This is a genomic window from Sphaerisporangium krabiense (genome assembly GCF_014200435.1).
Taxonomy (GTDB): Bacteria; Actinomycetota; Actinomycetes; order Streptosporangiales; family Streptosporangiaceae; genus Sphaerisporangium; species Sphaerisporangium krabiense.
Genome location: NZ_JACHBR010000001.1, coordinates 2,576,340 through 2,597,004 on the forward strand (window position 1 = coordinate 2,576,340; position 20,665 = coordinate 2,597,004).

At 64.2% G+C, this 20,665-nt stretch carries 14 protein-coding genes; 7 read left to right on the plus strand and 7 right to left on the minus strand.

Features of this window, described 5'->3' with window-relative positions; all coding sequences use genetic code 11:
- Window positions 1-839: 839 nt before the first annotated feature.
- Window positions 840-1,556: a GIY-YIG nuclease family protein gene (locus BJ981_RS11390; protein WP_184610601.1), complete on the plus strand. Its 717-nt coding sequence runs from the start codon at window positions 840-842 to the stop codon at window positions 1,554-1,556.
- Between the two features lie 26 nt (window positions 1,557-1,582).
- Here the strand turns inward: BJ981_RS11390 and BJ981_RS11395 are convergent, their stop codons facing one another.
- The gene (locus BJ981_RS11395; protein WP_275422310.1) at window positions 1,583-2,002 is read right to left on the minus strand and encodes a very short patch repair endonuclease; all 420 of its coding nucleotides are present in this window, start codon (window positions 2,000-2,002) and stop codon (window positions 1,583-1,585) included.
- A 90-nt stretch (window positions 2,003-2,092) separates the two neighbouring features.
- Between BJ981_RS11395 and BJ981_RS11400 the strand changes: the two genes are divergently transcribed.
- On the plus strand, window positions 2,093-3,304 hold the full coding sequence (locus tag BJ981_RS11400; RefSeq protein ID WP_239139382.1) for a DNA cytosine methyltransferase: 1,212 nt from the start codon (window positions 2,093-2,095) through the stop codon (window positions 3,302-3,304).
- Between the two features lie 795 nt (window positions 3,305-4,099).
- Here BJ981_RS11400 and BJ981_RS11405 read toward each other — a convergent pair.
- Window positions 4,100-5,056, minus strand: coding sequence for a hypothetical protein (locus BJ981_RS11405; RefSeq protein WP_184610604.1), 957 nt, complete (start codon window positions 5,054-5,056; stop codon window positions 4,100-4,102).
- 488 nt (window positions 5,057-5,544) lie between these two features.
- Between BJ981_RS11405 and BJ981_RS11410 the strand changes: the two genes are divergently transcribed.
- Together BJ981_RS11410 and BJ981_RS11415 are read left to right on the plus strand one after the other, a co-directional pair.
- Complete coding sequence (locus tag BJ981_RS11410) at window positions 5,545-7,296, plus strand: AIPR family protein (protein ID WP_184610606.1); 1,752 nt, start codon at window positions 5,545-5,547, stop codon at window positions 7,294-7,296.
- Between the two features lie 1,466 nt (window positions 7,297-8,762).
- Window positions 8,763-9,371 carry a lytic polysaccharide monooxygenase auxiliary activity family 9 protein gene (locus BJ981_RS11415; protein WP_204070382.1) on the plus strand — a complete coding sequence of 203 codons (609 nt, stop codon included), beginning with the start codon at window positions 8,763-8,765 and terminating at the stop codon, window positions 9,369-9,371.
- Window positions 9,372-9,678: 307 nt separating this feature from the next.
- Here BJ981_RS11415 and BJ981_RS11420 read toward each other — a convergent pair whose 3' ends face one another.
- Window positions 9,679-10,725 carry a methyltransferase gene (locus BJ981_RS11420; RefSeq protein ID WP_184610608.1) on the minus strand — a complete coding sequence of 349 codons (1,047 nt, stop codon included), beginning with the start codon at window positions 10,723-10,725 and terminating at the stop codon, window positions 9,679-9,681.
- Window positions 10,726-11,363: 638 nt separating this feature from the next.
- Here BJ981_RS11420 and BJ981_RS11425 point away from each other — a divergent pair.
- Both BJ981_RS11425 and BJ981_RS11430 read left to right on the plus strand, forming a co-directional pair.
- Window positions 11,364-11,702 (plus strand): CU044_2847 family protein, encoded by a 339-nt coding sequence (locus BJ981_RS11425; protein WP_239139383.1) that lies wholly within the window; start codon window positions 11,364-11,366, stop codon window positions 11,700-11,702.
- A 45-nt stretch (window positions 11,703-11,747) separates the two neighbouring features.
- Complete coding sequence (locus tag BJ981_RS11430; RefSeq protein WP_184610612.1) at window positions 11,748-16,043, plus strand: nSTAND1 domain-containing NTPase; 4,296 nt, start codon at window positions 11,748-11,750, stop codon at window positions 16,041-16,043.
- Window positions 16,044-16,061: 18 nt separating this feature from the next.
- Here the strand turns inward: BJ981_RS11430 and BJ981_RS11435 are convergent, their stop codons facing one another.
- The 4 genes from BJ981_RS11435 to BJ981_RS11450 form a co-directional block, all read right to left on the minus strand.
- On the minus strand, window positions 16,062-17,045 hold the full coding sequence (locus BJ981_RS11435; protein ID WP_184610614.1) for a BtrH N-terminal domain-containing protein: 984 nt from the start codon (window positions 17,043-17,045) through the stop codon (window positions 16,062-16,064).
- Between the two features lie 175 nt (window positions 17,046-17,220).
- Window positions 17,221-18,531, minus strand: a complete 1,311-nt coding sequence (locus BJ981_RS11440) for a PP2C family protein-serine/threonine phosphatase (protein ID WP_184610617.1) — start codon at window positions 18,529-18,531, stop codon at window positions 17,221-17,223.
- 217 nt (window positions 18,532-18,748) lie between these two features.
- The gene (locus BJ981_RS11445) at window positions 18,749-19,282 is read right to left on the minus strand and encodes an RICIN domain-containing protein (RefSeq protein ID WP_184610619.1); all 534 of its coding nucleotides are present in this window, start codon (window positions 19,280-19,282) and stop codon (window positions 18,749-18,751) included.
- Window positions 19,283-19,347: 65 nt separating this feature from the next.
- A complete protein-coding gene (locus tag BJ981_RS11450; protein WP_184610621.1) occupies window positions 19,348-20,187 on the minus strand; it encodes a helix-turn-helix transcriptional regulator in 840 nt (279 codons plus the stop codon).
- Window positions 20,188-20,301: 114 nt separating this feature from the next.
- Here BJ981_RS11450 and BJ981_RS11455 point away from each other — a divergent pair, with 114 nt between their 5' ends.
- The gene (locus BJ981_RS11455; RefSeq protein WP_184610623.1) at window positions 20,302-20,661 is read left to right on the plus strand and encodes a VOC family protein; all 360 of its coding nucleotides are present in this window, start codon (window positions 20,302-20,304) and stop codon (window positions 20,659-20,661) included.
- Window positions 20,662-20,665 lie beyond the last annotated feature (4 nt).

Consider the following 20,665-nt stretch of genomic DNA (forward strand, 5'->3'; position numbering starts at 1 on the left):
TCCGGGCCGCCCGCCGCACACCTGCCCCGCCGTACGGACCCACGGGTCAGCGCGGGGTTGTCGCGCCGCCGCACAGATACAGCCCTCACGATCGCCACAGCATGGCTGGTCATGGTGCGCGGCTGGGGGCGATCGGGGATCCGTGCTTCGTGCCTCAGCACGGCTCGGCGAATGGGAAGGTTACGGTCTTTTCCAGCTGCGCAGCTGTAGCCAGGACATGGCCTAGGCAGCCCGCGGTCCCGGCTAGGTGCCCTTTCGATGGAAGGTGTGATCGCTCTATGTGGCAATGAGATCAATGATGGCGACGTGGAAAACACTCAACGCCCTGACCTCTAGGAAATGATTTTACGGCAAACATCATACCCTTGAACTGCGCAAACGTCAGTTGCCAGGCTGTCTCGACGCCCATAGCTTACGTGTCCCCGAACCCCTGCTGCCTCCCTCGGCGGACACACATGAACGGTGGCGTCTATGTCGCCTTGGCCTTGTGCATTGGCATCGTCGCGGGTCTGGTGGCGGGAAGGGCCTCCCCCGAAGCGTCGATAACGCCACGAGGAGGCACGGATAACGATCAAGGTGTCAAGCATCAAGCGAGGCCAGAGTGTCAACCATCAAGCGAGACAGGACAGCGGGCCCCAGCCATCCGGTGAGAACTTTCGTTACGGTTTCGAAGCGGTCCGCTCCGCGGCCTGCTGCCAACTGTCCGCCGAAGCAGGCGTGCGGCCAGTTCCGTCAGGTCCTGCCCCGGCGGACAGCCGCCGGTATCTACAAAGTGACAGATTCAGGCTTTGGCGCCACAATAAGATCCTTCTCTCGTCGACTTATACAGGGGAAGTTTGGTGCCGACAGCCCGCCCGGACGAAAACGATCTTCAGGTTCCACGCGCGACCCGTCTAATCAGAGAGGAGATAGCCAAGTTCTTGGCCTCGGAAGACCCGAACAACCCGTCGAGCAAGCTGGGCAAAGCGAAGGCCGCTATATATGCTTTCTATGATTACGATGGCGAGCCAATCTATGTGGGCCAGACTTCAGAGGGCGTTTCTTCTCGAATTGGACGCCATCTGACAGGGCAACGATCTGACGCGGTTGCAAAATTCGTTCTAGATCCGTTCGAGGTCGCTGAAATCCAGGTCTGGACGATACATGGGATCATCGTACCAGGAATGTCAACCAGCGAGAAAAGGGCTTTGCTCAACCGCTATGAGTCGACCGTATACCAGGAGCTCCGCAATCAAGCACGTTTCCGGGCTATCTTGAACGAGGCCGTTCCTGCGGAAATTCCTCCGGTAGAGCTTCCGGATTCTATTCGCGGGCGAATAATTCCCGACGAGCTTTGGGGCGATAGGAGGCATTCTGATGTTCGAATCGCACGGAGGGCTAACCATGTAGCTCGCTTGTCTCAACTTATCAGTGAGCGCCAGCCTAGTTCTGGGCTGCGACGAACCCTTCATCTTCAGACCCAACGCCTGGAATGGCTGAGCAACAAGCGCCTTGAAGACCTAAAAATCCCTCGATACCACCAAGAAGGAGAACAAACCGAAATTGAAGACGATTAGTAGAGTGAAGCCCGGCACTTGTCTATTTATCGTCCCTTAACGGCATCTCTCACTCGCTCGGCAGCTAGCTGAGGGTCTTCGTGCTCCCAAATGCGAATTACCAGCCAACCTGCTTCCCGTAACCTTTGGTCGGTGTCGGCATCTCGCTTCCTGTTGCGCTCTACCTTTTCAGACCAATAGCTGCCGTTTCTCACTGCCCGGGTATGATGTTCGGGGCAACCATGCCAGAAGCATCCGTCCAGGAAGACAGCGACCTTCGCCCGCGTGAACACAAGATCCGCTGTGCGGCGAAGATCAGAAACGGGTCGCGCCGACACCCGATACCTCACCCCCAACCGATGCACAGCCCGTCGAAGGGCTAGTTCGGGCTTAGTGTCGCGGCTCTTGTTCGCCTGCATGCTCGCCCTGCTTGCCGCAGTTGAGGCCCATGATGTCGTGTCTGGCACAGTGTGACACTAGCGCGCCGCGCGCGAACTAGAAGACAGAGGTGGGGACAACCTGCACTCACGTTCCATCCGTGTCTTAGTATCAGGGGCGTGACTCAAGCAGCGGTTCAGCACCCGTCCGCCTCCACAACCTCAGAACAGGCCAAGGCAGGAGAGGAAGCCACGTCCCCGACGGTGGCCGAGTTCTTCGCGGGGATCGGACTGGCACGCATGGGTCTTGAACGGGCCGGCTTCCGAGTTGTCTGGGCCAATGACATAGAGGAAACCAAACGAGAAACGTATCTCGGCCACTTCAAGGATTCACACAGCAAGGAGCACTACAAACTCGCGGACATCGCAGATATCGCCCAAGACCCCTCCGGAGAAAACTTTCCTCCTGTAGTCAGCCTGGCATGGGCATCGTTCCCTTGCACTGACCTGTCACTCGCTGGCGACCGGAGAGGCTTGGCCGGAAAGCATTCCAGGACCTTTTGGCATTTTACCGACATCCTCGAACGATCTGAAGATCTGCCCCCAGTCGTTGCTATTGAGAATGTTAACGGGTTCGCTACGAGCCATCGAGGTGCCGACCTAAGGGCCGCAGTCAAAAGGTTGGGTGATCTCGGGTACTGGGTTGACGTCCTGACTCTAGATGCGCGTAGCTGGGTGCCTCAGTCTCGGCCCCGCCTGTTCTTGGTCGCCTCTCTCAAGAAGGCAATACAAGAAGTAGAGCGTGACTACACTCTGAGGCCGCATTGGCTCGATCATGTATTTGACGACTCCAATCTTCGGACACAGCGTGCCTTCATCCCCTCCCCCCCTCTTCACAAGACCACAGGCTGGACGGAACTTGTAGAGGAAATACCGATCGAAAATAAGATCTGGTGGAACGAAGAACGAACCGCGAAGTTCATCGAGCAGCTTTCTGAAATACAGCTTAAGAGAGTATCCTCTTTGCAGGAAACCGGCTTGATCCACTATAGGACTGCCTATCGTAGAACCCGTGACGGGAAGCCGGCGTGGGAGATTCGCGCAGACGATATCGCTGGCTGCCTTCGAACGGCTCGTGGTGGATCCTCTAAGCAGGCCGTTGTGCGAATGGAGAGGGGTACGCTACACGTTCGATGGATGACTCGTCTTGAATATGCCCGCCTTATGGGTGCGGGCGAATACACTGTTCCCGAGCGCGATAGTCAGGCAGTCATGGGTTTCGGCGATGCTGTCTGTGTGGACGCCGTCGAATGGCTAGCCAAGAATTACCTTGAGCCTCTTCTCAAAGGTGACCTACTCATCGAAGGTGTGGAAACAACACCCGCTCTCTAATATATTCGGCCCTTCCGGTGGTCATACCTTGGTTGCTGTAGGTGGGCTCTGCTGAACGTAGGGAGGCTACGGCACTGACTAAGAAGAGCACGGGCCGCCTTGGTGTCGAGGACTGCTGCCGGCAGCCGTGAGTGGGGCAGGCTAGGCGGCGGATCCGCACTACGATCAGTACACGGCGGGCTGCGCTCGTGATAGCTAGAACGCGGGCCGTGTTAGCTCCGCAGCACGGCAGGCGACGCCTTCGTCCGGTGCCCGAACCCCATATCCGGAGTTGCTCGCCTTCGCCCGTCACGTCCTCCACGATGAGTGGAGATAACCCGGAAAATACCGTACATAAAAGATCATCTACACCAAGTACGACTCAGCGTGACGCCGTGACACCCAATGTCGCCACCGAATTGGAGACAGAGCCGAAGACCGTACAGTCCCCATGGCAACGCTGTGGCAGGGAGCTCACAGCCTCCTCCCACTCCGAACTTTTTCGATCATGCCAAGGAAACTGCAAATCCGACCAGCAACCATGACACAACCAGGAACTCTCGTGAGCGTAGATGGACCTGACGGAGATAGGGAGCGCGCGCCCTTCATGGCAGAGGACGCTGGAAGTCGCTAGCAATCGGCGCGATGGTCGTCATCTTGCTCATGCTTCTCGGTAGATGTAGCAGTCAGGGCACTCACTGGGGTGAAGGAGAGTCCTGTGACAACGTGAGCGTCGAGCTTGCGGTTGTGGTTAAGTTCTGACCGGCATCTGTCGAGGTGGTGACAGATGACTAGAGGACCGATACTGCAGTACCTTTAGTTGGCTCGGTAGACGGCCGATCGATGCCAGGCGTAGTACTTCTCGCGTTTTTTGTTCCACCAGGGCGTTGCTCGGCCAGCGAGCCGGGCTTGCACGTGTGAGGCCAGCGCAGAGCCATGAGCCGTTGACGGGCTGATCATCAGTTGTCCTCCAGTGGCAACCGAGACAAGACCTTCTTCGTAGAGAGCGTCACAGCCTAAGAGGCACGTAAGCATTCCAATGTTGGCAAGGTCTCTGCGTTCTTCGTCTGTGCAGTCCTTGCGCCTCTTGATGTGCGCGGCGATGAGGAGTCTGGGCGGCAGGTCCAGTCCGCACAGAGCACAGGTGCCCAAGGAAGAACCGGGTGGCATCAGGAGCAGTCGGAGGTTGGCTTGTTCGCCTCGTTGAGGAACCAAGCCTATGCGCTCAAGGGCGCCCTCGAAGGTGGTTGGGGGGTGCTGCGCTGCCGTGGGCGAAGTCGGCTTGTAAGCCATAGTGGGAAGCAGATCGACGATGGAGGGCGCAGCGAGATCCGCTTCGAGGAGGGCGGCATCGGCAGGGGTGTAGCCAGGCACCTTCAGATGCAGCCTGATGCGTTTATTCCGGTTTCCGTCCGAAGACCGCCCGATATGCCGTTGCCCGCGTTTCAGTTTCTGAAAGACCTCGCTTGTACCTGGCTCATCCAGCAACCGGATTGGTACGTCCAAGAGCCTTCGCTCAGACTCCGGCACGTTCGCCTTCTGCGTGGTCTTCGAATCCACCATCGCGTCCAGGAGGAGAGCGTCCATGTCGCGTAGTCGGCTGAGAAGCAGCACGAGAGCCGCATTGTAGTCGGAGTTCCGCGGCCGGCCTTGGGGGGCGTCCTTCCCCGGCCTGCCGCCCCCGCTTTCCAGAACCAGGGCCAGACCTTCTCCGTCTGACTCAATCGAGTAGGCGGCATTCAGGATCTTGCCACGATCATCACTGGGACGCATGAACCCACCATGTCACACCTGCCGGATACAGCGATGTGGGCATGCAATGACAGATTGCTAAGGCCGAGGCCTTGACTGGCAGTGATGGCAGTCGATGTGAAGATTTCGGCGCTGCGCCCGGTCCAGTTAGCAGCCGCCCCGTGGACGATCTTGTTTGCCCACCATTACAGTACTAGAGACTGTTGCTATCACAAGCCGATTGATCGAGCCTGAAGCGGGAGCTCGTGATCTCTAACCCCCTCGGGCGTGAGTGCTCGCCGGCGACGAACACCTCTGTCGCACCGTTCCGACCGGTAGAGCAGACCGCTTCACTCGTGTGCTGGCTCCTGGCTGGTGGCAGTGAGATTTGTTGCGGGTGCGGCGTTCGAGCAGGCAGGAGGAGGTCTGGTTGCGGGCGATTACCGTAGTTTGCGCTACATCATTGAATCGCGCCGTCCAAGCCGTGCGGCTATGGCACAATGGTGCGGGAACCGAGGACAACGGGATAAGTGGGAGAAGAAATGGTCGCGCCAATTCCAGAGCAAGTAGTACTCAAGTCTCTCTTCGATGAATTCTGTGCAAATGAGTATCCCGGAGAAAAAGTCGATGATGTCTTTGAGATTTACGGATCATCACAGATTTTGAAGCCGAGAGAAATCTCGCCGGATGAGCTTTCTGCTGGAATTGTGGATGGCGAAAAAGATGGTGGAATCGATAGTTTTTTTGTCTTCTTGAATGGTGCTCTTCTAAGTCCCGATGATCCCGTTCTTACGCCAGGCGACCCTTCGGTGAAGAAGATCGGTCATCGTCCACTTGTTGAAGTTTTCCTGATTCAGTCAAGGAACACAGATAAATGGAGCGAGTCGGTCTGGGGGAATCTTCTTTCTTCCCTGGATGTTCTCCTCGATCTGAGTACTCAGGACAGCGAGATGGAGGAGTTCTACAACGTAGCGGTCATCGAGAGTACAGGAATCTTGAGGCGTGCAGTAACGTCTCTTGCTGGCAAGTTCCCTCGAATCAAATTTAATCTTTTTTATGTGACGCGGGCACCCGAGGAGAACATCTCCGCAACCTTGAAAATGCGCGCCGCTCAGGTTGAGCAGCGCGTTGAGAGTAAGCTAACTACTGGCTCTAAGGTGAGCGCTACTCATGTCGGGGCGCAAGGGCTGTATAAAATAGCTGGAGAGGACTTTGGTCAGCCCGCAAAGCTTGAATTTCGTAACCTGATTCGGGAGAAGAGCTCTTACTTGGGTGTGGTTACACTCCGGAGTTACCTGGATTTCGTGCGGTCAGACCAAGGGAAGCTTCGAGATGAGCTCTTCGATTCGAACGTTCGAGATTTCGAGGGCGATAATTCGGTTAACGAAGCGATCGGGTCGACTCTGGCAACGGATGACGATGCCGAGTTCTGGTGGCTGAATAACGGTGTAACCGTACTAGGGACAGAGGTCGATGGGCCGCAGAACACGCTTACGGTCTCGCAGCCACTCATAGTGAACGGACTACAAACGACTCACGTTCTCGACGAGGCTGAAAGATCTGGAACGCTAAATCCTTCGCGACTTGAGGATGGAATAGTCGTACGCGTCATCGAATCAGATGATGAAGACACTCGCGATAAGGTAATTGCGGGCACCAATAGACAAACTCGGGTGCCGACCGTTTCCCTCTATGCAACCCAGCCTCTCCAGCGCGATATTGAACGTTATCTACTTGCTCACAACTGGTATTACGAGCGCCGCAAGAACCGCTACAAAAATCAGGGAAAGCCCGCCAAGAGGAGGATCACTATGAACCTCTTGGCGCAGGCGATGATTACATTGATGTTGGGTCAACCGGATACGGCACGTGCGCGGCCCTCCACTGCACTAGGTCGTGTGGCCGGATACGCATCGGTATTCCCTGAGGATTTGAATGTTAAGGCCTACTTGACAGCCGTGGAAATTATCAAAGCGGTGGACGACTTTCTCAGAACGGATGCCGCAAAAGAATTATTGGACGAGTACAGTAACACTCGCTTCTATGTGGCGGTCGGATACGAGATTTTGGCGCTAGGAATCAAGAACCCAAAGCAGATCCATTTCAAAGAAAACTATCATCGCCTTACCGCTCCGCTTGACATGGCGGTCGCCGGGAAGGCGTTGACGATCCTTGCCTTGACTGCCGACTCGTATCAGAAAAAGTTCTCCAAATTGTCGCGAGATTCCATATTTAAGAGCGTAGAATTTCGCGATCTCTACTTCGATGCGCTTGTGGAGTAATAGTTGTGAGGCTGGCCATGACTCTAGGATGATCGGTCCACCGAAGTCCAAGAGAGCGCTGTAGCGGCGCATGAGGATGAAGTCCATACGTCCGATGGCCAGACGGCCGAGACGCCCTGCGCCCTGACCGTTAGTACTCTATCGGTCTTCGATCCCTACGGTGCGATTGCAGAAGTCGTGAGCCAGTCGAGAAGCTCCTCCGGGGCGTCGAGCCGATGGAGAGCGCTAAGCTTATTTCAGGACCGAGCATCTGGACTTCCTGGACCTTCCCATCAAGCGGAGAGCTTGGGGTGAACGTGACGATCTATGGTCACTGACGGACGGCTGCCTTGTTGAGCCACCCAGCATTCAGCTATCCGGGTACTAGACGATTGTGGTTGGCTGCGGAATGGCCTCGGGTGAGTGACAACCGAGGCCGACAAGAGCGGACGCTGCCGGACATGGGGGAAGCTCCGGCGCTGGCTAAGGGGAGCGTCGGGTCTGCTGGGGATCTCGGTTCAGATGCTTCGCATCGAAGAAGTACGGCTGCTGCTGAGGTCAGCCGGCTGAGCGAGCTCGAAGCGGGGGGCTCGGGATCCCCAGCTCCCGCGGAGCCGGAGTGCTCGTCCGCGCGAATCCCTCTGTCACACTGTCCCGCCGTTCGCGCGGACGAGCACTCCGGAACGGCCGGGCTGCTCGCTTGTCGACACGACCTCTTGCCCACACAGGGGTGGGCGGCTCGTTGCGGGCGGCAGGGGTGGCATGGCGGATGTCCAAGTCAGGGAGGAAGCCGCGTGCAATTAGCCAGGGCGGGCAGGGGCCAGTCGGGGTAACTCGCGGACGGAGTGGTTCGCAGGTCGGATACGCAGCGCGAGGAGGGCCGCTCATCGGAGCCTGCGCGTCATCGGCGTCGTGCCGTTCCCGCAGCTGCTCCCTAGTTGCAGTTCTAGTTGCAATCCAGCGCCGTCCTACTTTGTTTCAGGCGGACCGGACAGGCCTGTTGATCCAGGTTGAACGGATCTGTACGGCCGAGATCCGAGCTGCTAATGCGGTTTGGGTCTACAGCCCATCCGGGGTTCAAATCCCCGAGCCTCCGCACCTCAGAGGCCCTTTCGCCGTAATCGCGAAGGGGCCTTTCTGCTGCACTGAAAGATCCACCACGGGAATGCCGGACCATTGCCGGTCCATCCGGCAGACGATCACGCCGAGCCGACCGCCTTACGACGCCCGGGAATCATCGCCACCGTGGCCTCCGCCGCGCGGGCCGGCGCGTCGAACCGCTCGGAGACGTACTCCTCCCGCATCCGAGGCAATCGGCATCCCTATACTATTTTAGTGACGCTTCGTAGTCAATCATGTACTCCTAGTAGGGTACGGTGACCTCATGCTCCTGCATGGATGAGGCGACTCCTTTGTGCCGTTCGCCTCGTCCCGCCGCGAGCAGACATCACCGGTGCCCGGCGCACCGGCGGCGAGCGGAGAGAAAAATGGCCATGGAAGATGTAGACGTCGCTCCCAGGCATGGGCGGGTAACGCATCCACGTTCTCGTGCGGACATCGAGTTCAATAGCGGCTGGCTGGCCAACGCGCTGGAAGGGGGCAAGTTCTTCCCGGCGACCCGGATCGGGCTGACCGACCCGGACGTGCCGACGGATGTTCCCAGCGGACCCAAGCCGGTACCGCCGGACGGGCAGATCGCCAGTGGCGGAAGCGAGCCGGAGGCGGTCAGGCTTGATGAGGTGCGCGACTGGCCGAAGGTCGATCTGCGCTCGGGGGCTGAGGTTCCGTTCCAGTGGAGCTTCTCGGCCAAGCACAAGACGCGCCGTTACAACTACTTCGTGACCAAGGAAGGCTGGGACCCCCAGGCGCCGCTGAGCCGCGACCAGTTCGAGCCCGAGCCGTTCGCGACCTACAAGCCCTACGGCGACATCCCGCAGTGGGAGATGCCGGACGCCAGCCAGGACCCGCACCTGGACAAGCCGCACACGATCAGGCTGCCGGAGCGCTCCGGCTACCACGTGATCCTCGGCGTGTGGGAGGTCGCCGACACCGGCCACGCCTTCTACCAGGTCATCGACGGCAACTTCACTCAGTAGAGCACGCCTGGGCCAGCCACCTGCCGGCCGGTCTTCTTCCCGGCCGGCCGGAAGGAGACCGGCGGCCTCGCGGCGTTCGGTGGCGGCGATCCCGTCGACGTAGCGTCCGGCGCGCCGTTCCCGCCCGTACTCGGCGGCCGCGGCCAGGACCGCGAACATGAAGGGAAGAAATCGACCGGGAACGCGCGGACGCACTGGCCGCGCTGGAGCAGGCGCGCGCCGCCGTGTCGGCCGCGCCAAGGCCCGCCTCAGCCGGGCTTGCTAAGCCGAGGTCGAGATGGTTGGCCATGCTTGGCGCGGGCCGGGATCAGCCGTCCGGGTCCTTTGGAGTCGCCTCCACGATGGACAGGACGGTACCGGTGGGGACGACGCGGGACAGCTGTAGATCGGCCGCCTCGAAAAGCCGAGAGAACTCCTGCGCCGTGCGCTCACGACCGACCAGGGAAGCCATCAGCAGAAGGTCGACGAGCTTCGCCTGGTGCGGGGCGTTGCCGGGGGGAACGACCGCGTCGATGACCAGGATCCGCCCGCCCGGCCGCATCGCCGTACGGCAGTTGCGCAGAATGGTCACGCACTGGTCGTCGTCCCAGTCGTGCAGGATGCGCTTCAGCAGGTAGACGTCCCCTTTGGGGACCTCGGTGAAGAAGTCCCCCACGGCCGGTTCCCAGCGGCCACCGGTCTCCGTCACGTCCAGCAGGTGGTGTCGCAGGACGTGCTCGGCGTCGAAGAGCACACCCCGCAGGCCGCCCCTACGGCCCAGCACCGCCAGCAGCAGCCCGCCCTGGCCGCCGCCGACGTCGACGACGACGCCCGAGTCGGGAAATTCGTAGGCCGCGGCGATCGGCGCGTTCTCCTGGGCGGACATGGCCGCCATCCCATGGTGGAAGATGGCCGCCGTCGCCTGATCTTGTGCGAAATGGTCGAAGAACGGCATGCCGAAGATGTCGTCGAACGCTGGGCCGCCCCGCTGCAGGCAGCGTTCCATCTCGCCGGCGGGCCGCCACATCGACTGGTCCGTGAGCATCAGTACGGCCGACCGCGCGGACAGGGGCGCGTCCGTGCGCAGCGCGTCCCCCGTAGGCGTGAGGCGGAACCGGCCGTCGTCCAACTCCTCGAAGATCCCGCGGGTCGCCGACACCCGCAGGGCCCGGTACAGGCTCTGTGTGTCGACACCCGTAAGCCGGGCCAGGTCTTCGACGGTACGCGGACCGTCCGCGAGATGATCTGCCACGCCGGTCGCGGCCATGGCCCGCAGGGCGGCGGGGTAATAGAACATGAGCGCTTCGTCGATCAGGAAGGACGCCGACGCCCGGCCGTCGGCGGGCGCGCTGTCCTGTTCGTGGCGGCCTTCCATCGAGGTGCCTCCCTTGGTGGGATCCGCGTGCTCTTCGCCGGCGCGACGGAGCACGCCGTCCGCCGATTCTGCGGTGTGGGACCTCGTTCGAGCCTAGGGGCCCGCCGGATTCTCGACCATTGGTCCAGGGGGCGATATCCGGCTGCACCGTGAGTGAGCATAGTGTCGCGCGCGTCACCGACCCGGTCGGCCGGTTCCGCGCGTTCACTGCGATCCGCCGCACAGGGGACGGCATCGTCAGGCCACGGTGAGCTGTTAGCCGACCCGCCTGATCTTTTGCCGCTGTCTTGACCATGTCTATGATTCCGGTGCCTGCGGGCTGGGTTGAAAGGAAGGGGTACTGGGGTGACGTAAATCAAGCGCACCATCTATCCCGTATTACCGCCGACCGGAAACTGATCGAGCGGCCCGGCCGTCGCTCACGTGGTGGAATGATCGACCGCCGAACGCCACATCGGCGCCACCGGCCGGCTCACCTGATCGCTTCTTGTCTGCGAGCCGTTGACCGTGCATACCCCTATCCCATCGACGGGTTCCGCGGTCGGCTCGCGCTTTCCGGTCCGGCCTATCAAAAGGCATGCTGCGCCGTTATCGATTCGGCCGCGTGACATCGGGAGGACGTTATGAGTGATCGTCTTGTGCGCACGGTGGAGGTGCCGGTAGGCGGGGACGAGATCGTCCGTGTGCAGATCCGCGAAGTGGACGAAACGCTCGTTCGGGTGGGCAGAGGCGACCGCCCCATAGTGCGGGCCCAACGATCGCTCGGGCAGATGCTGGACACCGTTCGCCCCGTGGCCGAGAGCTTTGTCACCCGGTTTCAGGACCTCGCCAACGCGCCGGACGAGATCGTGCTGGAGTTCGGGGTCTCGCTGTCGGCCGAAGCGGACATCGTCATCGCGAGCACGGCGACCGAGGCCAACTTCTCGGTGAGCCTGACGTGGAAACGCGGCGAGAGGCCGGGCGCGACCGGCGAGTGACCGGCAGGGGGGATTCGGTCCGGCCTGAGGTGCGGAGGAGACCAGATGGCGCAGACGGCACGGACCTGGTCGGGCAGCCCGGACGAGGCCATCGCCGCAGCGGTCGTCCAGGTCAGGGGACAGCACGGCGCGCTGGGGGGCGCGGGCTTTCTCATCACCCCGGACCTGGTGCTGACCTGCGCCCACGTGGTGTCGGACGCGCTGGAGAAGTCCCGGTGGGAACCCGTGGCCACGGGGACGCCGGTCATGGTGGAGTTCCCGCTGCGGGAGTCGCCGAACGGCGGTGACGGACGGCGGACGTGGCACGCCATGGTCGAGGACTGGGTGCCGATCAGGGCCGAGCGGACCGGCGACATCGCCGTCCTCCGGCTGCCCGAGCCCGTCCCCGGCACCCGCCCGCTCCCCATGGCCGACCCCGACAGGGTGCAGGGCGGCGAGGTGCGGGCGGTGGGATTCCCCCGTGACGCGCCGGGCGGGACCTGGTTCGACGGCAGGATCAGCGGCGCGACGGGCGAGGGCTGGATGGAGCTGTCGAGGGCCAGCGGACAGACCGTCCACGTCAAGCCCGGTTTCAGCGGCAGTCCCGTCTGGCACAACGGGCTGAGCGCGGTGGTCGGCCTGCTGGTGGCCGCGCAGCCGGCGGGCGACGCCCAGCAGGCTTACGCGCTGCGCACGCGGACCATCGTGCGGGAGATTCCCGGACTCGGCCCCGTCATCCGCCCGCCCTCCCCTTTCCGCGGCCTGAAGCCCTACGAGGAAGGCGACGCCGACCTCTTCTTCGGGCGCGAGGAGGACATCGCCGACGTCGTCACGGCCCTGCGCGGGGCGCGCACCGTGACCGTCTACGGACCTTCGGGCTGTGGCAAGTCCTCCCTGGCCCTGGCCGGCGTGGTGCCCCGGATGCGGGCGGACGGACACGAGGTGCTGGCGTTCAACGCGGGGTTGATCTCCTCCATGCGGGCCGCGCTGGCCACCGAGCTGTACGAGGCCGTCCGGTCCGGGCGGTACGGGCCCGCGCGTGCGGACGGCGCCGATCAGGTCGAGGCATGGCTCGCGGGCAAGGGGTTCGCCGACACGCTGCACCGTGTCCGGGGGACGATGTCCGGCGATCTGCTCGTCGTCCTCGACCAGGCGGAAGGGCTCCTGAACCGTACCCAAGCGGAGATCGACGAACTCGCCGACCTGCTGTTCCCACGGCACCGCCCGATCGGCGGGGTACGGATTCTGGTCACGTTGCGTTCCGACCTGATGGACCCGGTTCTGAGACACCCGCGCCTGGGGCCCGCGTTGCTCGGCGGAACGACGTTGCCGCTCGCGCCCATGTCCGGCGAGCAGTTGGAGGAGGTGATCGTCAAACCCGTCGAGCGGCTCGCGGCCGTGGCCTACGAACCGGGGCTGACCCGGCGCATCCTGGACGACGCGGGCGGCGAGCCGGGCATCCTCCCGCTGCTGGGTTTCGTGCTGCAGCAGTTGTGGGAACAGCAGGACGGCGGCTACCTGCGGAACGCGGCCTACGAAGAGATGCAGGGCGTGTCCGGCGCGCTGAGACACCACGCCGAGCAGGCATGGCACGATCGGGTCGACGGCGAGCCGGGCACGGAGGGGGCGGCGCGGCGGCTGCTCACCAAACTGGTGCGGATGCTGCCCGGCAGCCAGATCGTGCTGCGCCGCAGGCTCACCCGGGACGAGGTGGACGAGACACAGTGGGAGCTCGTGCGGGCGTTCGCCGAGCGGCGGCTGCTGGTATTGCACGGCGGCGAGGGCGAACCGGAGAGCGCGGAACTGGCCCATGAGGCGCTGATCACGGCATGGCCCGCGCTGCGGGACCAGGTGGCGGCGGACAGGAAGTTCCTGGCCGGGAGGGCGGAGCTGGCCCATGACCTGCAGCGCTGGCAGCACGGCGCGCAGTCCGCGGGCCTCCTGCCGACCAGGGGAGAACTGCAGGCGATCGACCAATGGCTGGGCGGGCGTGAGCGCGAACTGGCCGAAGAGGAACGTGAGTTCCTGGCCGCGGCCCGCCGGCGGATCCGGAAGCTACGACGGCGTACCCGCGCGGCGCATACCGCGGTGGCCATGGTGCTCGCACTGATCGTGGCCCTGGTCGGGTTTCTCGTCAACCAGATGCGGGTCAGCGCGGAGCGGGCGGACGAGAGCAGGTCACGCGCGCTGGCCGGTTCCACAGGGGAGATGGCCGAGGAGGACCCTGGGCTCGCGGCCCTGGCGGCCATCGCCGCGTACGACATCGCGCCGACGCAGGAGGCCCGTAACGCGCTGTTGCAGCAATACGATCGGCTCAAGGACGTCGCCTGGATGCTGACGGGCTCCGAGGGGCCGATCCTGGACACCGCGATGAGCGCCGACGGCACAGTGACGCTGGCCTCCTCCGAGCGCGGCCGCGCGACCCTGTTCATCCGCCAGGCCGGCGGCAGGGTCCTGCGCGAGCATCTCGGTCCCGCAGGCAGGTCGCTCTTCCCGCTGGTCAGCAGGGACGGCCGGCGCATCGCCTACATGCTGGAGGGGGACGACTCCATAACCTGGCACGATGTGCGTTACACGGCGCACGACATCGTTGTAGGACCAGCACATCGGCTGCGCGGCGCCGCATTCCGGGCATATATGTCGGGAGGACGGGTCGGTAGCTTCGACATCGTCGCCTTCTCACCGGGTGCGGATCGGATCGCCACGGTGGCGTTCGACGGACGGTTGCGGGTGTGGGACCTGGCGACACAGCGGCTCCAGGAGCTGCCGGGTCGTCTCCCTGCCTTGCGGCAGGTGTGGTTCGGCTCGGATGAGAACACGCTCGTGGCCGCGCGGCGGGACCGTGGAAACTCCCTGGTGTCCCTTGATCTCCGCACCGGCGACGTGCGGGAACTGGAAGATCCCCACAACGGCTCAACGTGGGGTGCGATGGACGCCGAGGTATCGGCGGACGGAAGCATCCTGGCGGTCTGCCGTGAGTCGTTCAAGCCACACGATAAACCGGTCTATCGGATCGTCCGCGTGTCCGACGGGCGGGAGTTGGTCCGCTACGCCGTGCCCTCGGACTCCTACGCCAGTTGCCGGCGCCCCGCCATCGACCTGACAGGCGAGCACGTCGCGATCGGTGACGTAGCCGGTCAGTGGCTGGTTTTCGACACTCGGTCGGGCGCGCCCCCCAAACGGTTCATCGGTCCTGAATTCACCTCCGGCCAGGTCGGTCCCCTGCTCGGCACGCCGAGCGACCTCATAGTGGTTCACACTGACGAGATCGGCGTGACCGGCTGGAGAATCTCCGCGGACGGCGGATTGCGGGCGTTGAGCCCGCCGGAACTACTCGACCGAGGTCGCACCATGGTCGTCCGCCTCGGAAAAGACGGCGGCAAGGTCGATGACCGGCTGGCGGTCATCGAGACCGAAGGGCAAGGAAGAACGCTCGCCGAGGTCCGCTTCGCCCCCATACCCTCCGACCCGAATCTGCTGTTGACCGTCAACCGTGCCGAGACGCTAGTTGCTGATATGGCCGACCGCAACAAGTTCGTGATCTACGATCTTCCGCGACTGCGCAAGGTGACCGAGATCACCACCCGTATGCCCCCGGTGCGCAAGGATGGGAAACACGAACAGGTGGAGTCCTTCTTCCTCACCGGTGAGGAACTGGTCACGGTCTCCGGAAGTGTGATCGAACACTGGAACGCTCGCGATGGCCGCCGCCTGTCCGATCCACTCGACATTCACGATCTTTACCCTGATCTCAAGGGATTCTCTGTTCAGCGGCATTACAAGCCGGGATATGTGCAGATCACCAACGCGGGCGACCATACCCTGCGCGCCGTTCGGCTGGCGGCCCGCGCGGAGAATCCGGATCTGCGGATCCGCCTCGGAATCGACGCGGCCACCGCATGGGTCGAGCCCAGCGGTCGCTACGCCATCGTGCTGACCCAGAAGCAGATGATCGAGCTGTGGTCGGTGCAGGACCGTCTGCGACCGCGGAAGCTCCTGCCTGCCACCGGACCGTTGTCCGCGGATGAGTCGAAGTTAGGGATCTTTTCAGATGGCGGATCGGAGAGTGCCGGATTCTTCCTGGCCTATGGGCGCTCCGTGCGCTTCATGAGAGTGACCGGCTCCGGTGATGTCGACGTGGCCTCCTACGTTTTCTCCGGCCGGCAGATCTTCGTAGCGTCGACTGAGGACGGGAAGGCCCTGCTGAGGAGACGCACGTCCGGAGGCGTTGTAGATCTGTTCCGGCTCGATCCTGACGTATGGAAATCTCACCTGTGCGATGTTTTCGGACGCGACCTCACCGAGGAGGAACGCCGCGGCCAGCTCCGGGGCGTGCCGGACGTCATATGCCCACCCCGGTGAACGACCTCGGCGCATGAGCTACAACCGACGCAGCGCCTGCATGGCCTCCTTCTCGATGCGTGAGAGATCGTGGAGGATGGCGCCGGCCTGGTCGAGGTATCCCGTGTCGCTGCTTTCTCCCGCCTTTGCGATCAACGTGGACACGTCCGTCCACAAGGTGGCGGCTTCGGCGTACAGCCTGTGGCCGGTGCGCAGGTCGTCGTCGTCGATCAGCCGGGTGCATTCGTCGAGGAAGTCGCGGTAGAGGGCGCGGAACAGGGCGCCGCCGGTGCCGCCCTTCTCCATGAGGAGGGCGGCCTGGGGGAGGTCCTGCTGCGGATCGTCGGCGCGTGGCAGCCATTCGGGCACCTGTTCGCCGGCCTTCTCGATGCCGCGGTGGCCCAGGTTCGCGATGGGGGCGGCGAGGAAGGCATCGGCGCAGTGTCTGATGGCGGGGATGATCTGCTCCTGCCAGGGGAGCGGGTGCGCGGGCAGGGTGATGGTGAAGGACCGGTGCCTGGCGGTCATCGGGCCGCGCTCCGCCCGCGCCTTGGCGAGGGCGGCCCGGCTGGTGCGCACCGCTCCTCCCTGCTGGTCGGTGTCCACGAGGTGGACGTCGTGCTCGTCGTAGCCGTACATGGCGACGACATGGCCGCCGAAGTGCACCTTGGAGCGGAAATAGTCCAGGTGGTACGAGTCCAGTTGGAGGCCGACCGGCCGGCCGGCGTCGATGGGGGCGGCCGCGTTCTCCCACGCCTTACGGGGTGAGGTGGTCTCCTTGGTCGTCAACGTCAGCCCCAGCCTTGCGGCCAGGTTTCTGGTGAGCTCGAAAGGCTTGACGCGGCCTCCGAGGAAGGGGAACGCCATGCCCTTGCCGTCCCAATAGACGAAGGACAACCCCGAGCCCAGCCCGAACAGCATGGGCTCGGACAGATCGAGCCCCTCATGCCGCAGCAGCACCCCCAGCGCGGTCGTCTCGCAGTGCTGCGTGCCGCGGGCCTCGCTGTCCTTCACGATGGTCATGCGTCGCTCTCCTCATACCGCCGCGGCGAACGGCCCCGCACCGTCACCATCCCTGAGACCTCCGAGATCAACCCTGGGGGTCGCCAGGAGCAGCATGGGGCCTCCCACAGTAGGAGACTCCAGGGCAGCGGGGCACCGGGGCAACCTGGCAGCCGCGGCCCCTGACGGCGGGCCGTCACGAACAGGGGGGCAGCGTGGGCAGGGGTTGTGCGGTGGTTTGGATGGAGGCGGCGGGGGTGGTGGGGCGCCATTCGATGAGGAGGACGGTGGCATCGTCGGCCAGGGTCGCGCCCGCTTCTTCGCTGAACAGGTCGTGGACCAGGCGGCGCAGCGCCTCGGGGGCGGACATCCCGGCCGCGGTGGTCCGGATGATGGTGTCGGCCAGCCGGTCCAATCCGAACAGCTCGCCCTCGGGGGTGCGTGCCTCGGTGACGCCGTCGGTGTAGCAGAGGATGCGGTCGCCCGGTTGCAGGGTCTCGTGGTGGACGTGTGGCCTGGCGCCGCCCAGCAGCCCCATGGGCGGGTCGGGCGAGCCGGACAGCTCCTTGACCACTCTTTCCCGCCGGAGCAGGAGCGGGGGCGGGTGGCCGCAGTTGACCCACTCCAACTGGCCGGTCAGGGTCTGCAGGTTCAGCAGCAGGCCGGTCATGAAGCGCCAGTCCGAGGAATGTTCGCGGATCGCGCCGTCGGCGAGCATGGCGATGTCGGTCAGGTCGCCGCCGGCACGGCGGGTGCTGCGGCAGGACGCCAGCCCCACGGCCGCCACCAGCCCGGCCATCAGATCGTGCCCGGCGGCGTCGAACAGCGAGACGTGGACCAGGCGGTTCATGATGGAGAAATCATAGGCGTCCCCGCCGAGCCGGTAGACGGGCTCGGCCGCGGCGCAGATCACCACGTCCTGGGTGGCGAAGGTCTGACCGGGTATGAACGCCCAGACCATCTCGGCCGACAGCCGCATCGGCTCGCGGCGGCGCAACTGGTTGAACACGTCGCTGTAGACGCCGTGGCTGACCACCAGCAACGCCACGACGCCGGCGAGCAGCTGACACCGTTGCAGCACCTGCTCGTCCAGGTGCTCGACGGTCAGTTCCAGCACGCCCAACCGGACGTTGCCGTCCACCAGCGGCAGCCACATCCGGTGCCGGTGCGCCGGCTCCCCCACCCGGATCAGCTCGCCGGCGGCCTGGTTGTCCTCGGCCGTCACCACGGTCAGCTTCCGGTAGGCCAGCCCGGCCACCGTGCCCTCGATCCGCACCACACCGGGCTCCCGCTGCTCGGCGAATCCCGGATCGTCCAGGTCAGGCGCGAAACCCGCGGGGTCATCGCCGCCCGCCTCCGGGGGCAGCGGCACCAGGACCCTCTCCTGCAGATCCGCCAGGTACACCACCACATGCCGGATCCCCAGCGGCCCGGCATGGTCGGTGATCACATCGGCGAGCCGGGCGGGCGGCTGGCTCCGTGCCACCCGCAGCAGCTCGGCCAGCACTTGTTCTCCTACCGACAGATCGGCAGATGCGTCGCCGTTCATGACCTTGACCCGTAACCCGCTCGATACGGCCGCCGTCCTGCGTCCTGTCCCACCGCAGTTCGGAGCCGTCTGCCCACTACGGTTGATACCCGCCAAGCTCCGCACCAACAATCGCCGGCCCAACGGATACGCCTCTGACCTGGGGGCTCGCCCAACTCGCCGGCGTCGTCAGAGGTCAGGACAGGGTGTCCTTGATCGCGATCTGGCCGTCCTGGATGACGAACTTCTGGTTGGTGTTGTTGAAGTCGCACCGCCACAGGTACACCTGGGTGCCGTTGCCGCGGCCGTTGGTGGCGTCCAGGCACAGCGGGTCGGCCGAACCGAGCGTGGACTTGAGCATGATCAGGTTTCTCCTGATGACCCAGAGCTGGTTGGCGTTGCTCACGCACTGCCACTGGTAGACCCGGGTGCCGTTGGCTCGGCCGTTGGAGGAGTCCAGACACGTCACCTGGCTCTTGCCGATGGTGTCCTCCACCTTCACGAGGCCGTCCTCGACGACGAACTTCTGGTTGGTGTTGTTGCCGTCGCACTGCCACTGGTACATCAGGACGCCGTTGCCGCGGTTGTTGCTGACGTCGACGCACATCGCGGTCGAGACCTGGCTGACGGGGCCGGGGGGCTCGTGGGCGGAGGCCACCGCGGGCAGGGGGGCGACCGCGCCCAGGGCGGTGGAGATGACGGCGGTGGCCAGCAGATGGCGAGCGAGCATGGCGGCCTCTCAGGGTAATTGATCAAGACATAGGCACCCTGTCACAGCGAGCCGTCATCGATCAATCACTGTCCGTGATCGTGTCCGCGTGCTGCCCGCGGCTGCGACCGGGGGCTGGTCCGAGGTCGCGTGGGCGGTGGCGTGAGGAGGCGGCGCAGGGCGAGCGGGGTGTGGCCCAGGTGTTCGCGGACGGTGCGGGTCAGGTGGGCCTGGTCGGCGAATCCGAGTTCGGCGGCGAGGGCGGCGAGGCCGGTGTCGCCCTCTTCTAGCCGGTCCATGGCCCGGGCGACGCGGACCCGGTTGCGGTAGCGGGTGAGCGACACGCCGACCTGCTGGGAGAACACCCGGCTCAGCCGGTACGGCGAGACCCGCAACGCCGCGGCCAGCGAGCACAGCCGCGCCCCCTCCGGCACTCCGTCGATGATCGCCGCGCGGGCCGCCGTGGCGAGGGCCCGGTGGTCGGGCCTCGGCCGCTCGGCCGGCGGCGGGGAGGTCAGCGCGACGAGACCGAGCAGTTCCTCCGTCAGCGCGTAGTCGATGTCGCCGCCCTCCGCGGCGGCGAGGACCCGGCGGTGGGCCAGGTCTAGGCGGGCGTCGACGTACACGCTCCCCCTGCCGGTGCGCCCGTCCCAGAGCGAGGGGGCGAAGCCCACCGAGGTGCAGACGTCGCCGCCGGCCGGATGGGCGAACCGCTCCTCCTCGCCCGGCGCGCCCAGATAGCCCATCGTGGGATCCAGGTCGGCGTCGGCGCCGTCGGCCCGCCGCCGGAACCGGCCGCGTCGTACGAGCACGAGGCGGTGGCCGTCGTGCGCCTCCGGCGCCGACCAGCGGGTGTGGTCGGCGCGGCAGGCCACCGTGCTCACGGTGAACTCGGGCCGGGCGGCGAGGGTGACGGCTGACAACACGCCGCCGAGCGTACGCGGGGGGTACGACGAAACGGCCCGCAAGAATCTTCAAGACCCCGCGATGCCCGGGGGCGGATGCTGGGCGGGCAAACGACAGCAAGGGAGTCGATCGACATGTCCGTCCAGGCAGAGCTCACCGCGATCATCATCGACTGCGCCGCCCCGAAGGCGCTGGCGCGGTTCTATCAGGACGTCACCGGCTGGCAGATCACCCACAGTGACGACGACTCCGCCTACCTGGGAGAGGGGCCGTTCCAGCTCGCCTTCCAGCGGGTCGACGGCTACCGGGGGCCGGGCTGGCCGGACGCCGCCAAGCACGCCCACCTCGATTTCAAGGTCGCCGACATCGCCCAGGCCGTCGAGCGACTGCTCGCCGCCGGCGCGACCAAGCCCGAGTTCCAGCCCGGCGGCGAGGACTGGACCGTCCTCGCGGACCCTGAGGGGCACCTGTTCTGCCTGGCCGCGAGCGACTGACCGT